We start from the raw sequence: 26,389 nt of genomic DNA, 5'->3' as shown, positions 1-26,389 counted from the left end.
CGCAACAACTATCTCGCCCGAGGCAACAACTATGCCTGCCGAATAAAGGTCGATTTGGTTTATATGAATGGCCTCCGACGTTTCGGAGGCCATTTTCTATACTACCCTTGGCCCGGCATCGGTAATCTGAATTCCCACCATTCTCTGAGTGTCAACGAAAAATCTGGTTCTCAAGCTGTGGCATACATTTTCTCACCACAACTGTCGTAGAACGGGCAACGCGGCCGCTGATGAGGTGGCTTCACGATCAAAATCCATCTCTTCGTCAATGCACACGGCCTGCCCATGAGGACGGAAATCACACCAGGCCAGACATCCGACTACCTAGGCTTCATCGACATCACACCAATCCGCCTCTGGCTGCGTCAATTGTAAACATGATCTAAGGTTCAATTATCGATCGCATGGAAGGATGATCTCTCAAACGCTCTCCGTAATATTTCATTCCGGCTGGCGAAAAATGTTGAGAATCTGAATACAACAGATCATTGCCGACGATCACTGCGCATTTGAAATTCGGACAGACAACTTCACGTTTCAATACAAACGTGACTCCTGTCTCTTGCGCGATTTCTTGAAGCCTTTCGTCAATGCCATCGAAGTAGGGGTGTCGCAGGGACCAAGCGCTGTCATTCAACTGCTCGACGCTACTAAAATCCCGGAAAACAGTCTCGGGCGTTCCGACCCACTGCGGCACCCTGCCCAGAACAACAATTTCAGCATTTGTAACGCTCTGCAGCTCCTCGATAGTCGCTTGGAGAAACTCCAATGACACCTTTCTCCAAGCCTCTGAGAAAACAATAAAGTCCGGTTTCTGAGCAGTTACGTGGTCCAGGAAACTCTGATGAAAGTCCAAGCACTTTTGGGCAGTAGCCTCCGGGTTCGTATGATTTTCATACAGCGCATCAAGCGAAATATTGATACTTCCGCTCGAAAGTGGATCGCAGGCGCTGTTTCCGGAAAGCAATGTAAGATTGTATTTCTTCGGGGATAGCGAATACCTCAACGCTGCAAACACGTCATAAGCGTGAGAGTCTCCGAGAATCAGGATATTCTTTTTCTCACCATTGTAGTCTGGCCAGCTGATCTGCGATATCTCACTTTCGGCAATTTGCACGACGTCTCGGCGCGCGGGGATCTTATCCAATATTTCAGCGACCAAACCTCTATTGTGATGGATGGTCGAGTAGATGCGCTGATGCGTGAATTGGAAGGCTAGACCGAAAATGAATAGACCAGCGACCATCCCGACCAGAGCTTTTGATCCGGTTTCCAACGAAATACGCGATGCGGGCTGCTCTATACAACGATACATGAATTCGGCGATGATCACTGTTGCGAGAATGAGCGCCAGAATGCCAATCGCTGAAATGTCTCCGGGGAAGTAAGTCTTGTAAACAACCACCAGGGGCCAGTGCGCAAGATAGATTGAATAGGAAATCAGGCCTATTCTCAGCATGGGAGCTGTTATGATTGTATCCTTTTGCAGCAATGGATGAGATGCGCTGATAATCCCAGCCGTGCCCAGGCATACTGCCAAAGTGCCCCAACTCGGGTTTGGATCGAGTTCCGAACTGAAAAAAAGTGACACTCCCACAAGCAGAAATGAAACGGGAAGCACGAATGCTCTGTAATGTACAAGTCTGGAGCTAAGCGCTGCGCTGGTTAGCAATGCGCCTATCGAGAACTCGTAGATCCTGAACGGGAACTGAAAGAATGTGGTTGAAGAGGAAAATGCGGGAACCAGCCCAAGCCCCAAGGAGAGCAGGCCCACGAGAACTATCGCTCTGGCATGTAGCCTGAGTGAAATGAGCATGAGAAACAACGGCCAAATTAAATAAAACTGCTCTTCGACCGACAGGGACCATGTGTGCAGCAAAGGCTTGTAGATGCTCTCAAAGTCAAAATAATCAGCGCCCGACCAAAAGTGTATGTTGGAAAGATAGACGGAGGAAAAAATCAAAGATAACGCGAAATCCGAAATCAGATTCGGTGGGAATACGAAAAGAACAACGACCGCTGTAGCGAAAAGTGTAAACAAAAGTGCGGGATATAGTCGTCTGATCCTCTTTAGGAAAAATGACGATAACTTAAAACGCTCGTTTCGAATTTCACTTCGGATATGAGAGGTGATCAGATACCCGGAGATGACAAAAAACATGTCCACACCGAGAAATCCGCCGGAAAATCCAGGTGCCTCAAAGTGAAATAGAACCACCGCAGTTACCGCAACAAAGCGCAACAAGTCGATATCGCAACGTCTGCTTTTGGGGTGAGAGTCTGGCCGATAGTCACTAAAAAGTTGCACCGCTGCAGGCCTCTTCCTAAAAAGCTCGTCTTGGTCGTTCGAACAGTTTGTTATAACAAGGTCGTGGGATCGTCCATCGTGTTACGCCCAATATCGGCCCTGAGCCGAAACTGTCGCAAACTCTAAGCTAGGTTGAAAAGGATCGACGCTCGGGTTGACCAATCCTGCCGACTGTACAACCTGCTTTTAGGGAGAGATTCTTGGCGTGCTTTGCAGCATCAGGCCTTGAAGACAGCAGCTTTGTGGGCAAAGCGGACTTAGGCTGCCTTCTCAAACATCACGTCAGTTCGTAAGACAAACTTCTCTCCGCTTGTAACTGGGTCACCTCGGTGAGACAGCGGGTGGTTAAAGAAAAGTGCCTTTCCCGTCTTTGGCGCAATCGTGAAATCATTGAAAACATGCGGTGAGAACACATCGGCAAAGGATGTGCCGCCACCTTCGCAGCCTTCATTGAGGTACATCATCATCGTAAACATACTGCGGTGACCAGTTGACGCCTGAAACTCGCCGTCCTGATGCCAATCGAAGAACTGATCGGCGCCATAGCGATACACGCGAAATCTTTCATTTAGGCCGACAGCGCGATGTCCTTTGAATGAGTTTGAAAACAGAGGATCCGCTTTTCTCCATAGTGCGTTCGCTAGCTCCGGATCATCGAAGATCACTCGATCATTGTTACGAATTTCCTGTGCGACGCTTGTACCACGTTCGGTTGTGATTGTTGCCGAACTAAAGCCAATTTCGTTGGCTCGACCAATTATCTGGTCACAAAATTCTGGTGTGCCGAAATCTGATACCTCAAAAACGAGGTGTTGCAGGTAAGTTGGAATGGTCATTGTCCATCTCCATGAGCAGTTCAAAAAACAGGGGTGTTCGCTAGATCGCCACGCGATCAACGATGGGAGCCCCTGAGAAGAGCTGAGTGGCAGGGCCACTGGAGGGAAATCGGCATTAGATCCATTATCGCTTATTGTCAGAAGGGCTTGTTTTAATCAACCGGTTTGCACTTGCAGCATATGTGAATCTAGGCTCTTCGCTTACATTCTCTGCAAACGGGATTAATGTCTGCTACCAGGTAGACTTAATTAATGGTGTATGGGATTCGCAGGGGAACTGACACCTCAGCCAGAGATCGCTTTACGTACCATCGGCTGAGTGATGATCGTGTTTGGTGTGATACCCAATACACCCTTGGGAATCTGCGTCTTAGGCGAGAGCATAAGCCTCACCTCAGGCCCGAGTTACTGTGTGATGCCGACCCCAAGCAAACAATTCCTCCGCCATCTACGATGCCGTTAACACGAGTGCTTCATTTCAAACAGTCAGACTTTGTAGATTGCAACAGAACCCGAAAAGACAATAGCTACTCGGTTCGCCAATCATTAATACATTCCAAAATGAACGACTTGCACGCATCGGTTTGTTCCCGAAATCGGGTTCTGTTGTGGACATAAAGATAGACCTGCCTTTTATCCGGCAGGTCGGAAACGGACCGAAACGCTATGGTTTCCGGCATAAACCGTGAAACGGTTTGGGGCAGTATCGTGACCCATTTTCCGGTTTTGACAAAAGCAATCAACGAGTGTGTGTTGTGGAGGGTTATCGCCGCGCCCTCCATTGCGCTCACGAAGGCCTGGGTTTGGATATTATCGCTCAGAGCGTTCCGCACGAACGGAGCGGCAACCACATCCTCGATTGTCGGAGGGGCCGTTTGCGTGATCAGAGGGTGATCCGCCGCACACACTAGTCCGAAGCGATCCTCAAACAGAGGGATCGCTTCAACGCCGTTGATCGGGTGGTGACCGGACGCGATCCCGATATCAGCCTCTCCTTCTGCAAGCGCATCCAGAACGCGCTGCGTGTCGGTATCGCGTATCTCGACTTTCAGTTTGGGAAACCGGGCTGCCAAGATGTCAAGAACGGCCGGAAAGATCAGCGCCCCGACCGACGGGACCGATACAATTCGAACCAGACCTTGCTCGGAATTTGCGGCTTCTCCGATGCTGTTTATAGTGTGTTCGAACTGGCGGACCTGTTTCAATGCCAGTTTAAACACTTCCTCGCCCAATACCGTTAGCCGGTTCTTGCGTTCGCCTTCGAACAGCGGCTTTCCGATGTGCTGTTCCAACTGCTTCAATGACATTGAAATAGCGGATTGTGTGCGGCCAAGCCGTTCTGCTGCTTCGGCAATGTTTCCGGTTTGCGCGACGGTGCAGAAGCAGCGCAGCATTTCGATCTTGATAGCCATACTTCAATTCCTCTGAAGTTTGGTCAATTTATTTGAATTTGACTGATGCAATCAAGGGAATCCATCCTTCTGCAACCCGAATTTCTGTTGGTGGGATCCAAAGTGACCAAATTGAACTTGATTGCTGGCGAGTGGCTGGCTGGCGAAAGCGAGATTGAAAACCGCAACCCGTCGGATTTGAGCGATCTGGTGGGCATGTTTGCCCAGGCCAGTGCCGATCAGCTGGACGCAACGCTGGATCAGGCCCGCATCGCACAGGCCGAATGGGCATCCTATGGGCTGGAGCGTAAGCAAGCCGTGCTCATGAACATCGGCAATGAGTTGATGGCGCGCGCTGAGGAACTGGGTACATTGCTCAGTCGTGAAGAGGGCAAACCTCTGGCAGAAGGCAAGGGCGAGGTTTTCCGCGCCGGTCAGTTTTTTACCTACTATGCCGCTGAATGCTTGCGCCAAATCGGTGAGAACGCTGACTCCGTGCGCCCCGACATCGAGATCGACGTGCGGCGTGAGGCGGTTGGCGTTGTCGCGATCATCAGCCCATGGAACTTCCCTACTGCGACCGCCTCGTGGAAGATTGCGCCAGCGTTGTGTTATGGCAACTCGGTTGTGTGGAAGCCTGCGAACATTACGCCTGCCTCGGCTGTGGCGCTGACCGAAATCATCGAACGTCAGGATATTCCGAAGGGCCTGTTCAGCCTTGTGATGGGCTCGGGACGTTCAATCGGGCAACGACTGGTCGAAAGCCCCAAGGTCAACGCGATTTCTTTCACTGGCTCCGTACCGGTGGGCAAGGGTATTGCCGCCGCTGCCATCCAGAACCTGACCAAGGTGCAAATGGAGATGGGTTCCAAGAATGCTCTGGCTGTCATGGATGACGCCGATCTGGATTTGGCGGTGACACTGGCATTGGGTGGAGCCTTTGGTGGTACAGGCCAGAAATGCACAGCCTCCTCTCGGCTGGTGGTGCATGAGGGTATCCATGATGCCTTTGTCGAAAAGCTGGTCGCGGGCGCACTGGGGATGAAGGTTGGTCACGCACTAGAACAGGGCACCCAAATGGGGCCTGTCGTGAGCCAACAGCAACTGCATGAAAACCTCGCCTATGTCGATCTGGGCAAATCTGAGGGTGCGGAACTAGCCTGTGGCGGTCAGCGGCTTGAGATGCCACATGACGGGTTCTACATGTCTCCCGGCGTGTTCCTGAACACTACCAACGACATGCGCATCAACCGCGAGGAAATGTTTGCGCCCCTGACCAGCGTCATCAAGGTCGGCAGCTATGACGAGGCGCTGAGCGTGGTCAATGACACCAACTTTGGTCTGACCTCGGGCATTGTGACCAAATCGCTGGCCCGCGCCACCCATTTCCGCCGCAATGCGCGCACAGGTGTTGTCACCGTGAACTTGCCGACTGCAGGCACCGACTATCACGTGCCCTTCGGTGGCCGCGGTGACAGTTCCTATGGCCCGCGCGAGCAGGGCAAGGCTGCTGCCGAATTCTACACCACGGTCAAAACCGCCTATATCAGTGCAGGCCCTGTCTGATGCTGATCGATGGCCTGCAATATGCCAACTGGTCGGAAAAGATCTTCCGCCAACTACGCGAAGGCGGCGTGGACGCGATCCACGTCACCATCGCCTATCATGAAAATTTCCGCGAAACCGTTCTGAACTTTGAGAAATGGAATCGCTGGTTCGAGCAATATCCGGACCTGATCATGAAAGGCCGCTGGGCCAGCGATATTGATTTAGCAAAGGAAACGGGCCGGACGGCTGTATTCTTCGGGTTCCAGAACCCGTCTCCGATTGAAGACGATATCGGTCTGGTCGAAATCCTGCACGATCTGGGTGCGCGGTTCATGCAGCTGACGTACAACAACCAGTCCCTACTGGCGACCGGCTGTTACGAGGCCGAAGACACCGGCATCACCCGCATGGGCAAGCAGGTCATCAAGGAAATGAACCGCGTCGGACTTGTGGTCGACATGAGCCATTCGGCAGACCGCTCGACCATCGAGGCGGCTGATATTTCCGAACGTCCTATCGCCATCACGCACGCCAACCCGCACGAATGGTCTCCCGCGCTGCGCAATAAGCGCGAGGATGTGATCCGCGCGGTGACACAAAACGGCGGGATGTTCGGCTTTTCGGTCTATCCGCATCACCTGAAGGGCAAATCTGACTGCACGCTGGAAAGCTTCTGCGAAATGATCGCCCGTACGGCCGACAAATATGGGGTAGAGCACCTGGGGATTGGTACGGACCTGTGTCAGGATCAATCCGACAGCGTGGTCGAATGGATGCGGGTTGGGCGCTGGACGAAAGAGATTGACTATGGCGAAGGCTCGGCCTCGGCGCCTGGCTTCCCTCCGATGCCGCACTGGTTCCGCGACAATCGCGACTTTGGCAACATCAAAGACGGGCTTCACGCCGTTGGCATGAACGCCGAAGAAGTGGCGGGCATCATGGGTGGCAACTGGTATCGTTTCTTCGCCGAAAACTTTGGATCGCAGCAGTCATGACCACCACGCCCCAAAATGTTGAACGTCGTGAGCCTGCCCGGGTGATGCGCCTTTCGCGTCTTGGGTCGTTGCATCAATGTCGGCTCAGCTTCATGCGCCAGCTCACCCGCCGCATGGCGGCTGAGAAATGGGTCTTTTCCCGGCCCGTTTTTGATATTGACGCTAACGGTGTGGGCCATGCGGTGTATTCCGCGCAAGGACCCGATCGCACCTATTCACTGGTCGCCTTCGCCCATGACCTGCCGCCCGAGCAACGTTCGGATCGCGTGATAGCCGAGGCCTGGGATGCCACCTTCGCCTTGTTCGACGGTGTTCCCACCAAGGACGATATTCAACGTCTGTCCCGGAATGTACCGCTGCAAGAGGCCGGCCGGGTCAGCGAAAGCGAGTTGTCGCTGTCGCGTGCCAATCGCTCGGTTCGGTTGTGGGCCCATGTGGTCGACCGGCTGGCTGCGGGTCAGCAGCCGGATCTCGCGCAGATCTACAAGGTTGGGTATCTGATGCGCACCACGGCGGTTTACGGATCGGGCAAGTTCGGCGCGGCGGACCGGGAAAAAATCGCCGATCGCCCCGAGGTCAGCGGCCCGTTTCAGGCCGAGATGCTGTCGGTCTATCTGACCCGGATATTCGTGCGTGATCTGGTGCAGCACATGGCAAAGGCAAAGGGCGGTGCACAGACCGCGCAGCTTGACCCGAATATCGCCCGCTGGCTGGGGATCGGCAACTCGACCGGTCTGGGCATGGCGCCCTTCATCGTCAATCACCCGATCCTGTTCAACAATTGGATCATGGCACGCGAAGAGGCCATCGCGCGCGTTCGGTCAGTTGAGTCGGCAACCGACGCCGAAGTGACCATGTTCCGCGAGGTATTCGAGCGCAGCAAATTGTCGATCTCATGGTGGCTGTCTGAGCACCCGATCCAGACCAAAAAACTAGTCGCCCTGAATGCCGATCTGGACGCGATAGCTGCGCATCTCGATCAGACCGATCTGACAAGAATCCAGCCCTGGGAACACCTGATCCAATGGTCTCAGACCGCCCTTAGCGAAGAAGGGCAAGAGTTGCTGGCTTCTCTGATCCTTGAACCATATGGCGAATTGGTGGACGGGTTGAGCGGTTGCATGGCGGATGGCAACAGCGCGGCCTTTGCAATAGACGGTGCAATGCCGGTCAACCAGGTGCGCGAGCTGATCCGCACGAGCTTTGGCTGGGCGCTGGACCAGGATTGGAACGCGGCCGAACATTGCGCGCGCGCCTGGTATGTTTCCGAAGAAAAGCTTGAACCCCGCCTGGGGGAACGGTTCGACGAACCAATCGCGGACTATGAACAACCTCTTGCGCCGGCTCGCGATGCGGCACGTGCGTTTGACGCGCTGGACAAATGGTCGGGCGAAGCCCCGGTCGCAGAGTTTCTGCTGCGCCACCCGGAACATCGCCATACGGTGCGCCGCGCGCAAATGAGCCGCGTCGCTCCGTATGGTGAAATCCGGGACAATACGATTGGCGCAGAGGTGATGCCCATCGACATGCTGCGCGCCAAACTCTCGTTTTTCGGTGCCACCCATTTCGATCCGCGCTCAGACCGCTGGGTTCGCATCTGTATGTATGCAGGCGCGCCATATCCCGAAGAGCTGGGCCCGGACAATGCTGATCTGTGGGTCTATCCGGAGCTTGCGCAATGAGCTTTTCCCTCAACGAAGTCGAAGCCACCGCCAAACGCGCAGCGCGCGGGGCAGGCTATGACTGGGGTGTGGCGGAAGAGGCTGGGAAGGCGACACGTTGGCTCTGCGCGCAGGGTCTTGACGGGGCAACCGAATTGGCACGCGTGTTGGAGTGCGGATTTGCCAGTAATTTGGTTGAACACGTCCCTAAACATATGGAACCCGACTGGGCTGGGGGTAAGGACTTGTGTCCGCTGATGACCGGGGCGTTGTTGTCGGATTGTTCGCATTTCCTGCAATCTGGGCCGCGACGGATCAGATACTTGGCCACGCCTGCTGTCTTGCTGCCATTTGCGGCCCAAGCCGCACGTGGCCAATCCGCAATTGTTACCGTCATAGCGGGCGATTTCTTCGCTGCGACTGACGGGACGCAACTGGTACTGGAAAACGAGTGTCCCGCCCACGCAAGCGTAATTGAGGTTGCGCTGGGTGATACCTTGACCAACCCGCGCGCGCTAAAGACCCGCGCGATGCCCGATCCGGCGGCATGGAACACACTTAACTGCTTTGCACACCGCACCTACGCCCCGGCAACGGAAGAATCCCGTTTGCTCGGCGCTGGTGCCGGGCTTTCCGACAACGACTGAAAAGAGACCGTCATGATCCAGACCCGCACCCTGTCACTTGCTGAAATCGAAGAGCTGTCTTTCCAGGCACTGGTCGCTGCGGGCACAAGCGAGGAAAACGCGCGGCCTCTGGCGGTCGCAACCGCCGCGACCGAAGCAGACGGGGTTGCCAGCCATGGCCTGGCTTATATACCGATCTACTGTGAGCATGTTCAATGCGGCAAGGTCGATGGGCAGGCCCAGCCGGTTCTGGCGAAGCCACGCCCCGGTGTTATCACTGTCGACGCTGCCACCGGGTTTGCACATGCAGCCATTGAGGTCGGGTTCAAAGCGCTGATCCCAGCTGCCCGCACGCAAGGGATTGCCGCGCTGGCGATCCGCAACAGCTATAATTGCGGCGTTTTGGGGTATCACACTCACCAGCTGGCGCAGGCCGGGTTGGTCGGTCTGGGATTCACCAATGCTCCGGCTTCAATAGCACCTTCGGGTGGCTCTAAGCCGGTGGTTGGGACCAACCCGTTCTCGATCGCCGCTCCGGGCACCGATGGGCAACCTGCACTTCTGATCGACCAGAGCGCCAGCACCATCGCAAAAAGCGAAGTCATGAAACATGCCCGGGAAGGCAAGTCGATCCCTGTTGGCTGGGCGCTGGACCCCGATGGCAACCCCACCACCGACCCAAATGTCGGGCTCAGAGGATCGATGGCCCCTTCGGGGGGCTATAAAGGCGTCGGCGTGGCCTTGCTGACAGAGATTTTGGCCGCGGCGCTAACCGGTGCCACGCTTGGAATCCACGCCTCACCCTTTTCGGGAACGGCTGGAGGCCCTCCTAAAACGGGCCAGTTCTTTATCGCGATTGACGCATCTGCGACCTCAGATGACGCTTTTTCGACCAAAATTGCCGATCTTGTCGAAGCGATCCGATTTCAGGACGGCGCACATTTGCCCGGTGATGGTCGCCGGGCAAAGCGTTTGGCGGCAAATTCTGAAGGTGTGGCCGTCAACGTGGCAACGCTGGAGAAAATTGAGGCCCTGCTCACTTAGGGCCCAAATGGTGAAGTTCCGGGACACCTGCCAATTCTTTTCTGGACATCTGGACACGTGCGAACAGGGAGGTAACACATGTCAATGAAGGATCCTTTTACCGATCTGGAGATCAAGCGATCTTCGGGCGGTTTCTATGAAGGTCACAGCGTCGAAATTGCCTTGCTCAGCAAGTCGATCATGGTTGCGCTGGTCATCTGGGCGCTGGTCTGGCCAGCAAACGCAAATGGCGTTCTGGGAAGTCTGAACTCGCGCCTATTGGAAGACTTCAATGCGTTCTACATCATTATCGTAGGCCTATTTGCCTTTTTCCTGTTTGTCGTAGCTGCGCTGCCGCAAACCGGTAAACGGCTTATGGGCCCCGAGGGTGAAAAGCCGGAATTCTCCGACTTTTCATGGTTCTCGATGATGTTTGGTGCCGGTCTGGGCGTTGGTTTGATGGTCTTTGCGACCGCCGAACCTCTGGGCCTGTGGGGATCGAACCCGGTCGTTATTGCCGGAGACGTCCCCGGCAACACCGAAGAAGCGTTGCAGTCCGGGTATCGTTATACCTTCCTGCACTACGGGTTTCATGCCTGGTCGATCTATGTGGTGACCGGCCTTTCGCTGGCATACTACGCCTATACGCGTGACATGCCACTGACCATCCGTACCGCGCTGACACCATTGTTCGGCAAGCTTATGAATGGTCTTCTGGGCCATGTGGTTGATGTACTTGGCGTGGTTGCGACCATTTTGGGTGTGTCGGTGACCATCGGTTACGGCGTCTCGCAATTCATTGACGGCCTTTATGCCATCTCGGGCATGGAATGGATGATGGACATGACTGGAGACGCACCTGCACCCAGCACCGTTGGCCTGCTGGCAGGTCTGATCGTGATCATGGGTCTGTCGATCATTTCGGCGGTCTCGGGGGTTGGGCGAGGCGTTAAGTACCTGTCGAACCTTAATCTGGTACTGTCGCTGATCCTGCTTCTGGTCTTCGTTGTCTTTGGGTCGTTCCTGTTTGCGATGACCACCTATGCAACAGCGTTTGTAGACTACATCCTGCACTTCATCTCGCTCAGCTTTGGTGCTTTCAACCCGCAATCGGCAACAGCGTTTGATGCGGCTCTGCCCAGCGAGGCCGCGCCGTTTGCCGACGCGCTTTATGCCGGTGCGACCAATCCTTGGGGATCGTTCGACGGGTTCGTGTCGGGCCTGGAAGGCGATGCTGCAGCGTTGCCGGAATCGGTTCTTGCTTCGGTCTACGCCGCAGGCGATCCAGGCCGTCAGTTCGGCTGGCAGGCTGGTTGGACCACGTTCTATTGGGCCTGGTGGATCGCGTTCTCGCCCTTCGTCGGCTTGTTCCTGGCGCGTATCTCCAAAGGTCGCTCGGTCCGTGAGTTCATCATCGGCTGCGTGTTTGCACCAGCGCTGGTCTGCTTTGCATGGATGACCATACTGGGAGGCACAGCAATTGATCTTGAGCTGAACGGCACAGCCGAAGGTGCGATCATCGGCGCGTCGAACACAGCCAAGCTGTTTGTCACGCTGCAAGAGATGGTTACCGGTGGTTTGCTGTCGGGTATTACAGTGATGTGTGTTGTTCTGATCATGACCTTCCTGGTCACATCGGCGGACTCGGGCATTCTGGTGATGAACACCATCATGTCGGGTGGCGATCAGAACATCGGTAACAAGCACAAGATCATCTGGGGTCTGATCCTGACCGCGGTGATTGGTGCGCTGATCCTTGCAGCTGGCGAGAACAACCCGATGGATGCTTTGCGGAACGCGATGATCATCGGTGCCCTGCCCTTCACGATGGTCATGGGGCTAATGTGCGTGGCTCTCGCCAAGGCCCTATACCGCGATGGTTTACGCCAGAAACTGACAGCCCCGGCTGAGTAGGCTCAATTCCGGGCAGTTGTACCATGGCTGCCCGGATTTCCGCCCGACAGGGTTTGTTCTTGGATTTCGTGGGGCTCTCTTGCGAATATTTGGTTGGATGAAAAGTACGTGCCGTAGCAGCGGGGCTACCCTTCGAAGATATATTGTTTTCCAATGACGGCTTTGTCCCGCCGAACCGACGTTGAGCACCTCTAGCGCGGCGTTGGAGTCTAAACGGCTGCTTAGATGGGATGCATCGCAGCATTGTGACGACACGCTTAATGTCGGGAATGGGCGGTTCGTGACCTGCTGAACGCGCGAAGCCCGGGCTGCTGGCGAAAGACTGTTAAGGGCTCTTTCAGGCGGTTCTTAGCGCGTTAAATGAGGGACTGTCTTTCTATTTGTCTGAGTACGTAAATAATGGGGCTGAATTATTGGGACTCGCTTCCCATTGAATTCAACACCCTAAGATTTTTGTGCTTTTTTGAGTGTTTCGTCGGTTTAAGCCTACGTCAAACAGTAAGCCGATGAGCCGCTTCGCAATTTGGAAACCGGCGCAGTGGGTCTTATTTGGGCTTAGTTGATCAGCAGAATACCCTGCCCCAGCAGTCGGCCCAAACCCAATACTAGCGCGGACCGTAACGCTGATATCGAAGGGTAAACTTGCCGCTTACTTGTCAATGTAGTGGACAACTGGGCATCTTTCTTCAGACAACTCAAGAAACCTGCTTTTTTCTCTCAGGCCAGAACTCGTCCACTATGACATACGCAACAATCACGAAGAAGGCGGCGCCAGCGACTTGCAAAACGCGTGTGATGCTTTTGACGTCAGCCTCATCCGAAAACGGTGCAATCGATCCGCCATAAACGATCAGAACCGTTGTTAGCGCCGAGCCAGCCGCGGCGGCGAGCGGGATCTGAGATTTTCCAAGCGCCCCAAGTGCAAAACAGAAGAGCAGGCACAATAAAATGGGCGTCAGGATAACCGGTGCGATCACGTTCACCTCGTAGCAGATGATCGAAATCATCGCCCCAAGCAGGTTTGCCGTAAGCATCGCTTTGGCGACGGCTTTGCCCATAGATGGCATGGCTGCCAGTTGTTGGCTGAGAAGGGCGACAAAGAACAGAACCAACAAAGCTGAGGCACCGGACACAAAAAACGCCATGGCAAATGGAACTGTTACAAGCGACATTCTGACAATGCGGCGGTGTGGGTCAAAGTCTGGTGGCGTATCAGTTTTCTTCTGAGCGGCTGTCAAAGGTTCAGCTGGTATCAGCACAAACATCAGCGTCGATACGAACCCAGCAAATAGCAGGTTCATTGGTATCCAAAATACGAGCACCAGAGCCAGATCCTGCGATTGCAAAACTAGGTTCGGGATCATCAATGCCCCCATGAGCGCTATGACACCGGGCAAAACACCGGCACCTGAAACTGACCATATGAAGGACAGGATGATCCCGATGGCAACCAGAATAAGGAATACTACGGGATAGGGCGCGAAGACCGACGATAGTAGGAATGAGATGAACATCAATCCTATTGAGAAAACGAACAGCTTCGCAAATGCCGCCAACGGCAGCGCGGCGGGCGCTTGTAGGAACAGCGCGGTGAAAACTGCCCCGACCACCGCCAATGGCCACCCCAGAAACAGGCCCAAGGCAAAAACGCCGGTTACACCCAGCGCGAGCCGAGCAACGGATTTTCGGTCTTCAGTAGGCATAGGACAGGATTGAAACCAAACGGATATAGGTCCGACCGACCGCGTTCAGCAGAGAATTGTCGCTCAGATACATGATCACATCAGCCTGCCCATTAAGCTGGAAGCGCAGATCGTCTTCGGCACTTCCGGCCTCATATCCCGGCAGTACGATCCGAACAGGGAACCGCTCTGGTTCGCGCAAGAAGCCTTTGGTGCTTGGCGGGCTCGCCAACTGGCCGGGCTCATCTCCACCGCTCAGGGATACCGCCGCGCTGAAGCTCTCAATGACACCCGGAACAATTTGACCGGGGTGCATATCCAATACGACATCAACAGGAGAACCTACCGCGGCCCGGCCAAGGTTGTTTTCGGTGAAATACGCCTCGATCCAAACGTCTGTTGCATCAAGGAATGTCAAAAGGTCCTGACCGGATCGGGCATAGGTTCCGGGGGCAATCAACAGATTAGATATTACACCTGTCGCCGGCGCACGAAGCTCAGTCCATTCAATGTTTAATTCTGCATCCGCCAAGGCCGCCAGTGCGCGCTGGATCTTCGGGTTTTCGATCCCTTCGTCACCCAACCTCTGCTTTGCTTTTTCCAGATCCGCTCTGGCGTTTTCATAGTTCGCCTCAGACTCCGCCAGCTGACCTCGGGCATCATCGGCCTTTGAGACGGCGATCAAACCTTTCTTCTCCAGCGCAAATACTCGCTCAGTTTGAATGCGCATGGTGTCGAGGTCACTTTGGGCGCGTGCCAGTTTGGCTTGTGCAGCACTCACCTCAGCCGAGGATGCTCCCACCTCTTGAGTTGCTGCCTCAAGATCAGCTTGCGCCTTGTCGCGTTGAATTTCGTATGGCCTGGAGTCGATCCGAACCAAAACATCACCTGCCGAGACAACCTGACCATTTTCGACAAGAACCTCTGTCACTGTTCCAGTGACCTGTGGGACGATCTGGGTCGCTATGGCCTTTACTCTGGCGTTCCCGGTAAACGGTGTCTTTCGGTCAGCGACAAGGTACCAGATCAGGAAGACAAGAATGACGGCCAAAGTGGTCCAAATCGTCTTTCTCATTTCGCCGCTCCTTCAGCGGCGGTTTCGGTTTCGACAGGCGCGTCGATCCATACCTTGAACAGCTCGTAAAAGACGGCGAACAGAACCGGCCCCATGAAGATTCCGATCAAACCGTAAGCCATCATGCCGCCAAGAACACCAATGAGGATGACCAGCATAGGTGTTTCAAGCCCTTTCGAGATGAACACAGGCCGTAAGAAACTATCCATTATTGTGACGGGAACGGCAAGTATGGTGAAGATCAACGCTGTGCCGCCGGACATAGTGCTCCAAGCGTAAATGATTACCGGCAATAGCACCAAACCAGGCCCGATCTGGATAATTGACAGGATCAGGCAGATAAATGCCAACGTAGCGGCCGAGTTAATCCCGAACAGCACCAACAGTAACCAAACGACGACTGCCTGAATGGCAGCCACGCCGATCACGCCTTTTGTCACATTGCGTATCGTCGCCCCGGCCAGTGTCACAAACTCGCCACCGCGCGGAGCGAAGACACGGTTGGCAAAGCGCTGGAGGCCTTGCACAAGACTTGGCCCGGGGCTGAACAGTGCTCCCATGATCAACACGGACAAAGCCAGTCCCAAAAGTCCAATTCCTATACCCAAAACCTTTCCGAAGAGGGACTTGGTGATCTCCAAAATCTGTGCGCCATATTTGGCAAGCGCGCCATCCAGATTTCGTTCGAACAAGCCCCAGACGTCAGCTATTTTGTCCCCTACTAACGGCAATTCCTTTAAGCCTTCAGGAGCGGGCGGTATGTTCAGCTCTCCTTTGTCAGCTTGTTCCGCAAATTCGGATCCAAGTTCTGCAGCTCCGGATACCGCCGTTGCGACCGGACCCAGGGTCAGAACGAGGCCCAACAAAACCAAGATTGTCGTGGCCAGTTTCTTCCTGCCACCCAACTTGGACTGCAGCCAATCGAAAACCGGATAGAGCGCGACGCAGAGTATCGTAGCCCAGATGACCACGCTTGCGAGCGGGGCAACCATGACCAGGGCGCTGTAGAGGAATAGTCCAAGAAACAACAATCGTATCGCGAGATCGACAATCTTCGCGTCCTGGGTCTTTTCCATACCATCCCTCCATTATCAGTTTTCTAAATATTACACTCAAATAACGTGATATGTATATTTTTATTCCATGGAGGTTCCTGCAACATCTTAAAAACCCCGATGAAACCGGGTTGCGGCTTAGGCTGCTTGTTCAGAGTAATACCTGTATAGAAATTCACCTTGGTTCGATTGGGAGTCACTCAATCGTCCGCCTTATCATCGCTCTGGGACAATATTGTATCTGCCACAGTGGTAGCCGCAGTTACGAAGATTCCGAGGCCCACGATGATATAGATCATAGTAAAAATTTTCCCCGCAGCGGTTTCAGGAGAAAAGTCTCCAAATCCTACAGTCGATATGGTCACAACGGAAAAATAGATAGAATCGAGCCAACTCCACCCTTCAACATAATGATAAAAAACCGAGGCCCAAAAGATCATACCAATCGTAAAGGCAAGAAGGCCTTTAACCCTGCCATCCTTTAGGGCGACGCCTATCCCTCGTGTTATTCTGGTTAGTGAGTTCATAAGGCCACCATACCAACAAATACATACAATCAAATCTTTTAATGAATCGGCCAGAGATTATTCAAATCTAATTGACGGTTTCTCCAGCTTGCATATCGCAATGGATTTGCAGCTGCAGCGCAACTCCGGAATGCGGGTCGGAGCTGCATTTAAATGAGTATGCACAAATGTCTGCTGTCTGAGCGACGTGTTGATCATTGCTCTGAAACACGTACAGGCAGCTTGCTCGATGCCTTCATCTCTTTGAGTGAAAGGTTTGAGCGAATGCTGGTCACACCCGGCAGGCGCCGCAAAGTGCTGTCAACAAAGGCGCTGTAATCGTCCAAATCACGAGCGACCACGATAAGTAAGAAATCGTCCTCGCCCGTGGTGTTATGGCAGGCGAGAATATTGGGCGTGATCTCGATAATACGTTGGAATTCGTCTGTAGCGGTCTGATCATGCTCTGAGCAACTAAGTTGAACAAAGGCCATGACGCCGAGCCCCAGCTTGCGGCGATTGAGGTGGGCCTGATAGCCCTCAATGATACCCGTCTCTTCCAGTTTCTTCAGCCGCCGCCAACAGGGCGTTTCACTCATGTTCAGGTGCTCGGCCAGTTTAGCATTGGTCATGCGCCCGTCGCTTTGAAGTAATTCAAGAATCTGTGCGTTGACTGTGTCGATACTGTGCAAGGGAAGGTTTTCCTCTAATTTCTCCAGTGGAGAGAGCATTCTGCTCAAGATGCTCTTAAAATGAGGCAGATTAGCAAGTCAATTTCGTCAGTGTTTGATAGCTTCCACTTAGTTTATCGACACAACCGAAAGACCCTACCATGAAAGCTGTCCTGTTCGAGAAGTTCCAAGAAACCCCCAAGGTCGTGAGCGTGGCAGACCCGTCACCGGAACCGCATGGTGTTGTGCTTAAGGTCGAAGCCACCGGTGTGTGTCGCAGCGACTGGCACGGTTGGATGGGACACGACAGCGATATCGAGCTTCCACATATCCCCGGCCACGAGCTCGCGGGTGTTGTCGAGGCAGTAGGAAAGGACGTGAAGAACTGGAAGGTGGGCGACCGGGTCACCGTGCCGTTCATCTGTGGTTGCGGGTCGTGTAGCGAATGCCATGCGGGTCATCAACAAGTGTGCCTGCATCAGGAGCAGCCTGGTTTCACCCATTGGGGCAGCTTTGCGGAATATGTGCCGATCCACCAGGCTGACCTAAACGTGGTCGCATTGCCCGAGGCGATGGATTTCGCCACCGCAGCAAGTTTGGGATGCCGGTTCGCCACATCGTTTCGGGCCGTGATCGACCAAGGCAAAGTCGGCGCGGGCCAGTGGGTTGCCGTCCATGGCTGTGGCGGCGTCGGATTGTCTGCTGTGATGATCGCCAGTGCGGCAGGGGCGAATGTGATCGGAGTTGATCTGGACCCGGCAAAATTGACACTCGCCAAAAAACTTGGTGCGGTTGCGGCTATTGATGGCAAGGGCGACGTGATCGAAGCGATCAAAGAAATCACCCAAGGCGGCGCGCATGTTTCGCTGGATGCGCTTGGGCATCCGGCGACGATGACCAATTCGATCCTTTGCCTGCGGCCACGTGGCAAGCATATCCAGGTCGGCCTTATGCTAGGTGATCATGCAGCCCCTGCTGTGCCAATGCCTAAGATCGTGAGCCAAGAGATCGAACTGCTCGGTTCCCATGGGATGCAGGCGCATCGCTATGGTGCGATGCTCGATATGGTCGAGAACGGCAAACTCGACCCGGCCCGGCTGGTTGGCGACAAAATTAGCATCGACGCGGCTCCCGAGGCGCTCATGAACATGGACAAGTTCCAGTCCATCGGCGCAACCGTGATCACGAACTTCTGAGCCATGGACAAGATAGCATTCATCTGCGTCGATCATCATCGGGGGCTTGATTGCAAGTGGATGTGTGCCTTTGCGGACTACGGTTGTCGATCCGAACCCGGACCAACGGAACGGGTTGGCAAATAAGCATCGTACTGGGGGTCAAGCCGCAGATCATCGCCGCCGTTGCCAAGCAAATAAACACAGACCTATCCGGCAAACTGATCTTCAGCATTGCAGCCGGGATCACGATTGAAGACCTCATTGTTCCGGTGGCCATCGCACGCACTGTGCTCAATACGACCGCTTTTCTTGGACTGGGCGCGACAGGGCTCTATGTGAACGGTCGCACAACCGAAGCGCAACGCGTGGCTGCTCAAGTAGGTCATTGAGGCCTTCGGGATTTACGTCACCGTCGAGCTGGGAAAGGGATAGGCCATGTTTGAAAAGGTTGAGCACTATCCCGTCGATCCCATCATGATCGGCGCTGACTATTTCGCTGCTGATCCTCGCAAGGACAAACACAACCTGATCGTTGGTATTTATCAGGACGAACAGGGCCAAGCGCCTGAAAAATTCAAAACTCTAAGTTGCTGATTTTGCTGTAACCGCAGCCTCACCATTAAGGTGCTCCGGCAACCATTGTCGGAGTGCAAAAACAATGGTGCTAAATTATTAAGACTCGCCTCCCATTGGATTCAACGCAAACTCTGTCCTCCCTTCTCGCCGGGAGCTTTTCATGTATTGGTGATCTAAGGGATCTAATTTGCGTCCGTGCAGTTATAATAGATTTGCCTTTGAGGCAGGAGGCTAACTCAATGCGTCTAATTTGTTTTTTTGTATTGTGTTTAGTTGTGAACAGTGCAGCGGCTCAGGACGCACTACCTCTCCCTCTGCAAACGCGCTTTGGAACACTCGAAGAAGGTATTGAAGTAGGATGCAACCGCACTGGAGATGTCTGCCTTGAGCATGCAACGACCTTGTTGGACGGTAAAAAGCTCTGGACACACAGCAATCGCGTAGCACCCGAGTTTTTACGTGTTTTTCAATGGGGAGAAGACAAAGATGTTGTTCTTGTGCGCAATTGGTCTGGCGGAGCGCATTGCTGTACCGGCTACGTTTTATTGTCACTCAAAGCAGACGACGTCACTTTCTCAGACGAGTTTGGCGCTTATGGGCACACCCCAAGCATGTTCAGAGTCTCCGAAGAAGGAATTTCATTTAGATTAGAACGCGACTTTCCAGCCACAATCGACCATCAGGAGGTAATGTTCGATGGTGAAACAACCAACATTCGAACGGTCTATGAGGATGACGGCGACGCAGGGATAGCCGGCGCAGATATTGAGGTTTCAAAGTGGTTGGGACACCGCCCCAGCGAGTTTTGGGAAGATGGGGCCGAACGTAACAGGTTCCGTCAGATCATGCCGGAGGAAGCACTAAATTGTCTGAGGACATCGACCAGTCTTGGAACAGAATTTGAGCTGAAAGATGGGTACTTGTTCGCCAGTGGCATGTGGCCAAGCCAAGGTGGTTCGCGACACGGCTACATTGCGATTGAAGTCAGTACAGGTCTGCCATTTGCCGCGCAAATGTGGGGCGATGATGTGCATATCTTTGGTGCTCAACAAGGAACGTATTCTGGGATTTTGGCAGATTGGGTTCAACAGGATGTTACGCGGCTAAGAGAGCGGCATCAGGTTGTCTTCGGAAGCCGCGTGGCAGAGCTAAGCTACACAAGTGCCTGTTCATGACTTTTTAGGATCTTAAGTTCTGTGTTCTGAGGGCTTCTTGACCGTCCCTCTTCGCTTCGGCAGGAAATCACAGTGTTGGAAACGGTCTGCCCATTGCGGTCGCTTGCCACAGCAACCGGGTATTGCGATGCGGTCCGCCAGAGGTGACATTCGTTGCTGGTGCATGTTTCGGGATTAGGCGAACTCACGCATCCGGGACTGTCCAGTCGTTCACTGCGGGAGCTAGTTACAAGCATGGACAAGCCTTTTGATGCCAAGGGCTCACAGGCTAAATGCGCTATCCAATCATGCTGGCTAGGATTGTTTCAAACCGGCTTCATCAATAATCCAATTCCGGAAAGCCTTCAGTTGCGGTTGATCCATGGCATCGGGTGGGTAGACCAGGTGGTAGGACCGTGACGGAGTAAATTCATCGCTGAATGGCCGTATCAACTGCCCAGAGTGCAATTCGTTTTGAACAAGAGGAAGCAACCCAAGCGAAACCCCCTGCCCCGACAGGACTGCCCGCAACAGAACACTGGAGTCGTCAATTACGACACCGGGCAAGTGTCCATTGGTTTCGACCCCCATAGCGGCGAACCATTCCAGCCAATCGAACTGATCTTTCCAATGCAGTAATGGCCGAGTCAGCAAGTCAGCCGGATCGGTTAGATTCGTTTTGCCCGCCAACAGGGATGGGCTGATTACCGGCGAGGTATTGAACCGCAGCAATGGTTCGGAGATCAACCCGGGCCAGCGGCCGTCGCCCCAGGCGAGCATCATGTCCGTCTGTCCGTCCGAAAATTCCACCCCGCCGGGGGAATACTGCAGGTGCAGCCCGGTCTCGGGAAAGCGCTGCCAGAAACTGTACAACCGTTTGGACAGCCATTGCGAGCCGATCAACGCGCCGACCCCCACCGTGATCGAAGTGCGGCTGGCGGATTGGCGCACCTCTTGCACGGCCTTGTCCAGCCGCGCAAAGACCGCGTCGCAGGCCTCTGCGAACTGCCGGCCGGTCTCGTTCAGCGTGACGGACTGGGCGTTGCGATCAAACAGCTGGCAGCCGAGATAGGCCTCAAGCGATTTGATCTGGGAACTGACGGCCGTTGGCGTCACTCTCAGTTCAGCTGCGGCGCGCTTGAAGTTCTCAAAGCGCGCTGCAACAGCAAAGACACGTACCGCTCCGAGTGGAGCCTGATCTGAGGGGTTCAACATGGATAGGCCAACTTTGAATTACCCTAGGTGTAAAATCTTTCTATCTATTCACATCGACTGCAACAAGGCAGGCTGTGGCTCGACAGGGAACAAGCAACGCGGCGGAGGCGGGATATATCCGCCAGAAGCGGAGGGCAGATGTCACGGGATACGCCATTGCCGGCGCGGTATTACGTCGAGCAGGAATATTTCGAGCGGGACAAGGAGCGGATCTTTTTCCGCAGCTGGCAATGTGTCTGCCATGTTTCTGAGATCGCGGAACCGGGTGATTTCAAAACCTTTACCATCGTTGATGAGGATGTCTTTGTCATCCGTGCGCCGGACGGCGGGATCAAGGCCTACTACAACATCTGCCGCCACCGCGGGCATCCGATTGTCGAAGACAGCGGCAAAGGCAAGCGGGTGTTGGTCTGCCCCTATCACGCCTGGACCTATGAGATTAACGGCAGGCTGCGCCGCGCGCCGGGATCGGTTGAGAGCGACGGGCTGAGCTGTGACCAGATCAACCTACGCAAGATCAGGGTCGAGGAGTTTTGTGGCTTTGTCTTTGTCAACCTTGACGAAGATGCTGCGCCAATGGGGGAAGAGTTGGAAGATTATCGCCAGAATATGCTCAGCTTTCACCCCGACCCAACCAAGCTGAAGTTCGTCTGCGAAACCGAGATCGCGCATGACAGCAACTGGAAGCTTTCGGTTGAGAACTACAACGAGTGCTACCATTGCCCAACGGTGCATGCCTCCTCTCTGACCCATGGCGTGCTTGAGATGGAAGGTTATACCACCATTCCCAAGGGCAAGACGATTTGGCATGATGGCAAAGCGCAGACCAGAAACGAAAAGCAATACGACTACGATCTCACGGCCAGCCCGCGGGCAGGTGACTACGGAGCTTATTGGATTTTTCCAAATGTCTCGATGTGCTGCTATCCGGGCGGCTATTTCACCATCCGCCAGTTTCTGCCCATAGCCTGGAACAAGACGGTCTATCGCTACCGCTGGTTCTCTAGCGGCGATATTGCGGACGAGGACGTGATCGCGCTGATGCACAAGCACAAGGCAACCACCGGAGCCGAAGATGAGGTTGTTGTCTCGAAGATCCAGAAAGGTATGCAAAGCCGTGCTTTTGAGCCGGGGCCATATGTCATCGGCGATGGTTGCGGCGCGATGAGCGAGGTCGGTTTGCGCCATTTTCACAACCTCTACCGGGATGCTTTGGGAGAGAGCGAATGAGCACTGCAATCCGCCAGGAATTGGCCGCTCTTTACCGGCTGGCACATCACTATGGCTGGACCGACCTGACCTCCACCCATATCTCAGCGCGCCTGCCGCAGGATCCGGAGCATTACCTTCTGAACTCGCATGACTTGATGTTTGATGAGATCACCGCCTCGAACCTGACCCGCATGTCGTTTGATGGCGAGGCGGTGGATGATCAGCCCGGCAGCGGCAGGATCATCAATCTGGCCGGGCATATCATCCATTCCGGCATTCTGAATGCTCGCCCTGATGTGAACTACGTGATCCACAGCCACACCCGCGCAGGTGTCGCGGTCTCGGCGATGCCCCAGGGACTGCTGCCGCTGTCTCAGCACGCCGGATTTGTGCTCGGCACCTTGTCCAGTCACCCCTACCAAGACTCCACTGCGGTCGAAGACGAAGGCGCGCTGTTGGCCCGCGACTTGGGTAGCAATTTTGCCATGCTGCTGCAGAATCACGGGCTGCTAGCGGTAGGACGCACCGCAGCTGAGGCCTTTACCTATCATTACTACCTTGAGATGGCTTGCAAGATTCAAGTGGATATTCTGGGGGCTACGGACAAGCCTACCGCCATCACCAAAGACGCCATGGCCGCCCTGCATGATTGGGGCGCGCCGGAAAACGGACCCCACGGCGGGGTACAATGGCCCTCGCTCATCCGGATGCTGGAGCGCACGGTTCCGGAGTACTGTTCATGAACGAAGACAGCCTGATCCTTACCCGCCGCGAGGACGCGTGCCTGATGGTGACCATCAATCGGCCAGGTAAGGCTAATTCGCTGACTACAGACATGCTGACCGGGCTGCGGGATATCTTCCGCGGGGCTGCCAGTGATGAAGAGCTGCGGGCCATCATCATAACTGGAGCCGGTGAACGGGTGTTTTGTGCCGGCGCGGATCTGAACACGCTTTACGCCGAACAGGACGGCCCCGATCTCTGGGACGAAATGGCCGCAGCGCTGCGCGCTGTGCCGGTGCTGACCGTGGCGGCTATCAACGGGCCCTGCATCGGCGGTGGGCTGACTCTGGCGCTTGGCTGCGACATTCGCGTCTGCGTACACGAAGCCCATTTTTCCTACCCCGTCCTCAAAAACAACGTGCTGCCCGGTCAATATGACGTTGACAAATTGCAGGCGCTGACCGGCCCGGGCCGCAGCGCCGCAATTCTGCTTGGCGGTGACGTTGTGAGCGCTGAAGACGCCACCGCCTGGGGGCTGGTGGATCGGTTGGCGCCGCGTGAGGCTCTGGAAGACACGTGCCGCAGCCTCTGCGCCACAGCGCTGGCCGCCGAGGGCGCAAATCTTAAAACACTTAAGTCCATGCTGCGAGGAGCTGCATCATGAAAGGCATCCGCGTTGTTGATATGACCTCGGTGTTGTCCGGCCCGTTCTGCACCTGGCTGCTCGCCAGCCTCGGCGCTGATGTGATCAAGGTAGAGAACCCGAACGGTGACCTGGCCCGCTATACGCCGCCGTTTGAGGACGGCATCAGCCTTTATTTTGCCTCGCTGAACCGTAACAAACGGTCGATGAAACTGGACCTGAAGACCGCTGAAGGCAAGGAAGCCCTGCACAAGCTACTGGCCAACTCGGACGTCTTTGTCGAGAACATGCGCCCCGGGGTGCGCGACCGGTTGGGCTGCAGTGACGCTGATCTCCAGCGGATCAATCCGCGGCTGATATCCGCCTCGATCAGTGGCTTCGGTCAGACCGGCAGCCTATCGCACCGCCCGGCATACGACATCGTGGTGCAGGCGATGAGCGGCATGATGAGTATCAACGGCGAATTGGACGGCGACCCGACCCGTGTCGGCTTCTCTGTTGGCGACATCGCCGCCGCGCTGTTCACCACCATCGGCATTATCCAGCGCCTCTATGAGCGCGATGCCAAGGAGGCGCAGGAAACCAGCCATTTGGATGTCTCCATGCTGGCTTGCCAGTGGGTGTGCCTGGAAAACGCCTTTGCCCGTTATCTTAATGCCGGCATTGTCCCGGGGCCAATCGGCTCGCGCCACCCGTCGATGACACCGTTTGAACCTTATCCGACCGCCGACCGCGACATCGTCATCGGATTGGGCAGCGAAAAGGATTGGCCGCGCTTCTGCGAGGCAATCGGCTATCCTGAACTGTTGGAGGATGAGCGGTTTCAGGGCGACGAAGCGCGGCTTGCCAACCGCGATGCTTTGGACGGCGTTCTGGGCGCGCACCTAAAACAGCATCCTTCGGCCTATTGGACAAAGGTCCTGATTGGCAACTCGATCCCCTGTTCGGTGGTTGAAAATATCCAGACTATCGCCGACAGTCCAATTGCCAAGGAATATGTTGCCTTTTCCACTGTGAATGCGAATGGGCGCCACATGCAATTCGCGCGCAACCCAATTGCAGAAAAGGATTTGCAGGAAAGTCCGGCGCCGCAGCTGGGAGAGCACACCCGCGAGATTCTGGCAGAACTGGGCTATGCCGCGGCTGCAATCGACACACTGACTGAAGAAAATTCCTAACGGCAAACTCAGGACACAGTACATGCCCGAATTTCAATCCTTTGACGGCATTTCAATCTACTACGAAGAGGCCGGGGTCGGCGCCCCCATTGTCTTTGTCCACGAATTCGGCGGCGACTACCGCAGCTGGCACCTGCAGGTAGAGGAACTGAGACGATCCTTCCGCTGCATCACCTTTAGCGCGCGCGGTTTTCTGCCCTCGGCCGTTCCGGAGAAACGCAGCCAATACGGGCAATCCCAGTCCACAGGCGACCTGCTGGCCCTGATGGATCACCTCGGACTGGAAAAGGCCAACATCGTCGGGACGTCCATGGGCAGCTTCACCGGCCTCGACTTCGCGTTGAACCATCCTGACCGCGTCGCCAGCGCTACCCTTGTCGGCAACAGCTCCGGCCCGCGCGATGAGAAGGAGCGGATCCGCTACAGGGGGGAATGGGTCAGCCATGAAGCTAATCTGCGCGAAGAGCTCGGCGGTGATGGCGCAGTTTCGGTACTCGAAGACGATCCTGCCTATCAGAGCTTCCAGAGAAACGATTCCGAGAATTGGGCCATCTATGCGTCGAACCTGCGCAACCAATCTGCCGAAGGCGCTGTTCATGTGCTATCGACCGTGCATTGGAACCGGCGATCCCTATTTGAGGATGAGGCCCGGTTGAAAGCCTTCGAAAAGCCGGTGCTTCTGGTGACCGGGGACGAGGACTACTACCTGGTTGGCGAGACAAATGCCTTTCTAAAAGACACTTTGCCCAACTCGGTATGGCACCGGTTTCCCGGGACTGGCCATTTGGTCAACATCGAGCGGGCCGCAGAATTCAACCGTCTGCTCGCCGAATTTGCCAGAGAGCCGGAATGACGGGCTACATATCCCCGTCTCTCTCCTAGTGAACCTGTACTTGGCAGCGGGGTACGATAGTACAAGCTAACATGAACGCCCGGCCGTCAGCTTCCTTGTGTGACGTCAGGAGATATCGAAGTTGCGGAGAAGGTCCGCAAACCGCCCGTCGTATTCAAAACCACTTTGACGGGAACGCGACACTAGAAAAGTGGTCTATTGGTGCGTGGCCTAGTCGGATTGATTTCATCAGAGCATTGGCAAATCCCATAGCGAAGTCTCTGAATTCGCTTTTGTTCTTGGTATGTGATCGCTCCGACAGACCCTTTTCAAGCGTCAATTTCAAGTGGAGTACCTCAATCCAGGCTATCTGCACATGATGGTTGT

General features: G+C 54.8%; 24 protein-coding genes and 1 pseudogene. 16 read left to right on the top strand and 9 right to left on the bottom strand.

What is annotated here, in order from left to right; translation table 11 throughout:
* Positions 1–234 precede the first annotated feature (234 nt).
* Positions 235–333 (top strand): annotated as a pseudogene (locus GOX61_RS18800) (IS5/IS1182 family transposase); the annotation flags it as partial.
* Positions 334–382: 49 nt separating this feature from the next.
* Here the strand turns inward: GOX61_RS18800 and GOX61_RS18795 are convergent.
* From GOX61_RS18795 to GOX61_RS18785, 3 genes are all read right to left on the bottom strand, one after another.
* Positions 383–2,245: an acyltransferase family protein gene (locus tag GOX61_RS18795; protein ID WP_217353928.1), complete on the bottom strand. Its 1,863-nt coding sequence runs from the start codon at positions 2,243–2,245 to the stop codon at positions 383–385.
* A gap of 320 nt (positions 2,246–2,565) precedes the next feature.
* A complete protein-coding gene (locus tag GOX61_RS18790) occupies positions 2,566–3,144 on the bottom strand; it encodes a prolyl hydroxylase family protein (RefSeq protein ID WP_170336210.1) in 579 nt (192 codons plus the stop codon).
* A 527-nt stretch (positions 3,145–3,671) separates the two neighbouring features.
* On the bottom strand, positions 3,672–4,556 hold the full coding sequence (locus GOX61_RS18785; RefSeq protein WP_170336208.1) for a LysR family transcriptional regulator: 885 nt from the start codon (positions 4,554–4,556) through the stop codon (positions 3,672–3,674).
* A gap of 102 nt (positions 4,557–4,658) precedes the next feature.
* Between GOX61_RS18785 and GOX61_RS18780 the strand changes: the two genes are divergently transcribed.
* From GOX61_RS18780 to GOX61_RS18755, 6 genes are all read left to right on the top strand, one after another.
* Positions 4,659–6,101 carry an aldehyde dehydrogenase family protein gene (locus tag GOX61_RS18780; RefSeq protein WP_170336206.1) on the top strand — a complete coding sequence of 481 codons (1,443 nt, stop codon included), beginning with the start codon at positions 4,659–4,661 and terminating at the stop codon, positions 6,099–6,101.
* Complete coding sequence (locus GOX61_RS18775; RefSeq protein ID WP_170336204.1) at positions 6,101–7,078, top strand: membrane dipeptidase; 978 nt, start codon at positions 6,101–6,103, stop codon at positions 7,076–7,078. The genes GOX61_RS18780 and GOX61_RS18775 overlap by 1 nt, the downstream gene beginning before the upstream one ends.
* The gene (locus GOX61_RS18770) at positions 7,075–8,760 is read left to right on the top strand and encodes a hypothetical protein (protein WP_170336202.1); all 1,686 of its coding nucleotides are present in this window, start codon (positions 7,075–7,077) and stop codon (positions 8,758–8,760) included. The genes GOX61_RS18775 and GOX61_RS18770 overlap by 4 nt, the downstream gene beginning before the upstream one ends.
* Complete coding sequence (locus tag GOX61_RS18765) at positions 8,757–9,386, top strand: DUF3726 domain-containing protein (RefSeq protein ID WP_170336200.1); 630 nt, start codon at positions 8,757–8,759, stop codon at positions 9,384–9,386. The genes GOX61_RS18770 and GOX61_RS18765 overlap by 4 nt, the downstream gene beginning before the upstream one ends.
* Before the next feature lie 12 nt (positions 9,387–9,398).
* Positions 9,399–10,409, top strand: a complete 1,011-nt coding sequence (locus GOX61_RS18760) for an Ldh family oxidoreductase (RefSeq protein WP_170336198.1) — start codon at positions 9,399–9,401, stop codon at positions 10,407–10,409.
* A gap of 78 nt (positions 10,410–10,487) precedes the next feature.
* The gene (locus GOX61_RS18755) at positions 10,488–12,302 is read left to right on the top strand and encodes a BCCT family transporter (protein WP_170336196.1); all 1,815 of its coding nucleotides are present in this window, start codon (positions 10,488–10,490) and stop codon (positions 12,300–12,302) included.
* Between the two features lie 695 nt (positions 12,303–12,997).
* On the opposite strand, the gene GOX61_RS18750 is transcribed toward GOX61_RS18755, so the two are convergent.
* The 5 genes from GOX61_RS18750 to GOX61_RS18730 form a co-directional block, all read right to left on the bottom strand.
* Complete coding sequence (locus GOX61_RS18750; protein ID WP_170336194.1) at positions 12,998–14,005, bottom strand: DUF2955 domain-containing protein; 1,008 nt, start codon at positions 14,003–14,005, stop codon at positions 12,998–13,000.
* A complete protein-coding gene (locus GOX61_RS18745) occupies positions 13,995–15,059 on the bottom strand; it encodes an HlyD family secretion protein (RefSeq protein ID WP_170336192.1) in 1,065 nt (354 codons plus the stop codon). The genes GOX61_RS18750 and GOX61_RS18745 overlap by 11 nt, the downstream gene beginning before the upstream one ends.
* Entirely contained in the window at positions 15,056–16,135 is a 1,080-nt protein-coding gene (locus GOX61_RS18740; protein ID WP_170336190.1) for an AI-2E family transporter, read from the bottom strand. The genes GOX61_RS18745 and GOX61_RS18740 overlap by 4 nt, the downstream gene beginning before the upstream one ends.
* A gap of 179 nt (positions 16,136–16,314) precedes the next feature.
* Entirely contained in the window at positions 16,315–16,554 is a 240-nt protein-coding gene (locus GOX61_RS18735; RefSeq protein ID WP_254436926.1) for a potassium channel family protein, read from the bottom strand.
* Between the two features lie 281 nt (positions 16,555–16,835).
* Entirely contained in the window at positions 16,836–17,351 is a 516-nt protein-coding gene (locus tag GOX61_RS18730; protein WP_217353926.1) for an Lrp/AsnC family transcriptional regulator, read from the bottom strand.
* 101 nt (positions 17,352–17,452) lie between these two features.
* Between GOX61_RS18730 and GOX61_RS18725 the strand changes: the two genes are divergently transcribed.
* The 4 genes from GOX61_RS18725 (at position 17,453) to GOX61_RS18710 (ending at position 20,220) form a co-directional block, all read left to right on the top strand.
* Positions 17,453–18,487 carry a zinc-dependent alcohol dehydrogenase family protein gene (locus GOX61_RS18725; RefSeq protein WP_170336186.1) on the top strand — a complete coding sequence of 345 codons (1,035 nt, stop codon included), beginning with the start codon at positions 17,453–17,455 and terminating at the stop codon, positions 18,485–18,487.
* A gap of 50 nt (positions 18,488–18,537) precedes the next feature.
* On the top strand, positions 18,538–18,858 hold the full coding sequence (locus tag GOX61_RS18720; RefSeq protein ID WP_217353925.1) for a pyrroline-5-carboxylate reductase family protein: 321 nt from the start codon (positions 18,538–18,540) through the stop codon (positions 18,856–18,858).
* Between the two features lie 46 nt (positions 18,859–18,904).
* Complete coding sequence (locus GOX61_RS18715) at positions 18,905–19,063, top strand: hypothetical protein (protein ID WP_254436922.1); 159 nt, start codon at positions 18,905–18,907, stop codon at positions 19,061–19,063.
* A 221-nt stretch (positions 19,064–19,284) separates the two neighbouring features.
* Complete coding sequence (locus GOX61_RS18710; protein ID WP_170336183.1) at positions 19,285–20,220, top strand: hypothetical protein; 936 nt, start codon at positions 19,285–19,287, stop codon at positions 20,218–20,220.
* Between the two features lie 294 nt (positions 20,221–20,514).
* On the opposite strand, the gene GOX61_RS18705 is transcribed toward GOX61_RS18710, so the two are convergent.
* A complete protein-coding gene (locus GOX61_RS18705; protein WP_170336181.1) occupies positions 20,515–21,414 on the bottom strand; it encodes a LysR substrate-binding domain-containing protein in 900 nt (299 codons plus the stop codon).
* Between the two features lie 138 nt (positions 21,415–21,552).
* Here GOX61_RS18705 and GOX61_RS18700 point away from each other — a divergent pair, with 138 nt between their 5' ends.
* Genes GOX61_RS18700 through GOX61_RS18680 form a run of 5 tightly spaced genes read left to right on the top strand, consistent with a single transcriptional unit; the run spans position 21,553 to position 26,023 of the window.
* On the top strand, positions 21,553–22,644 hold the full coding sequence (locus GOX61_RS18700; protein WP_170336179.1) for an aromatic ring-hydroxylating oxygenase subunit alpha: 1,092 nt from the start codon (positions 21,553–21,555) through the stop codon (positions 22,642–22,644).
* Positions 22,641–23,369: a class II aldolase/adducin family protein gene (locus GOX61_RS18695; RefSeq protein ID WP_170336177.1), complete on the top strand. Its 729-nt coding sequence runs from the start codon at positions 22,641–22,643 to the stop codon at positions 23,367–23,369. The genes GOX61_RS18700 and GOX61_RS18695 overlap by 4 nt, the downstream gene beginning before the upstream one ends.
* On the top strand, positions 23,366–24,013 hold the full coding sequence (locus tag GOX61_RS18690) for an enoyl-CoA hydratase/isomerase family protein (protein ID WP_170336176.1): 648 nt from the start codon (positions 23,366–23,368) through the stop codon (positions 24,011–24,013). Before GOX61_RS18695 ends, GOX61_RS18690 begins: the two co-directional genes overlap by 4 nt.
* On the top strand, positions 24,010–25,170 hold the full coding sequence (locus GOX61_RS18685) for a CaiB/BaiF CoA transferase family protein (RefSeq protein WP_170336174.1): 1,161 nt from the start codon (positions 24,010–24,012) through the stop codon (positions 25,168–25,170). Before GOX61_RS18690 ends, GOX61_RS18685 begins: the two co-directional genes overlap by 4 nt.
* A 22-nt stretch (positions 25,171–25,192) precedes the next feature.
* Entirely contained in the window at positions 25,193–26,023 is an 831-nt protein-coding gene (locus GOX61_RS18680) for an alpha/beta fold hydrolase (RefSeq protein ID WP_170336172.1), read from the top strand.
* Positions 26,024–26,389 lie beyond the last annotated feature (366 nt).

The sequence above is a fragment of the Ruegeria arenilitoris genome (genome assembly GCF_013030265.1).
GTDB classification, from domain to species: Bacteria; Pseudomonadota; Alphaproteobacteria; order Rhodobacterales; family Rhodobacteraceae; genus Ruegeria; species Ruegeria arenilitoris_E.
The sequence above is the reverse complement of the archived record's forward strand: the minus strand, read 5'-3'. Positions and strand labels throughout refer to the sequence as shown.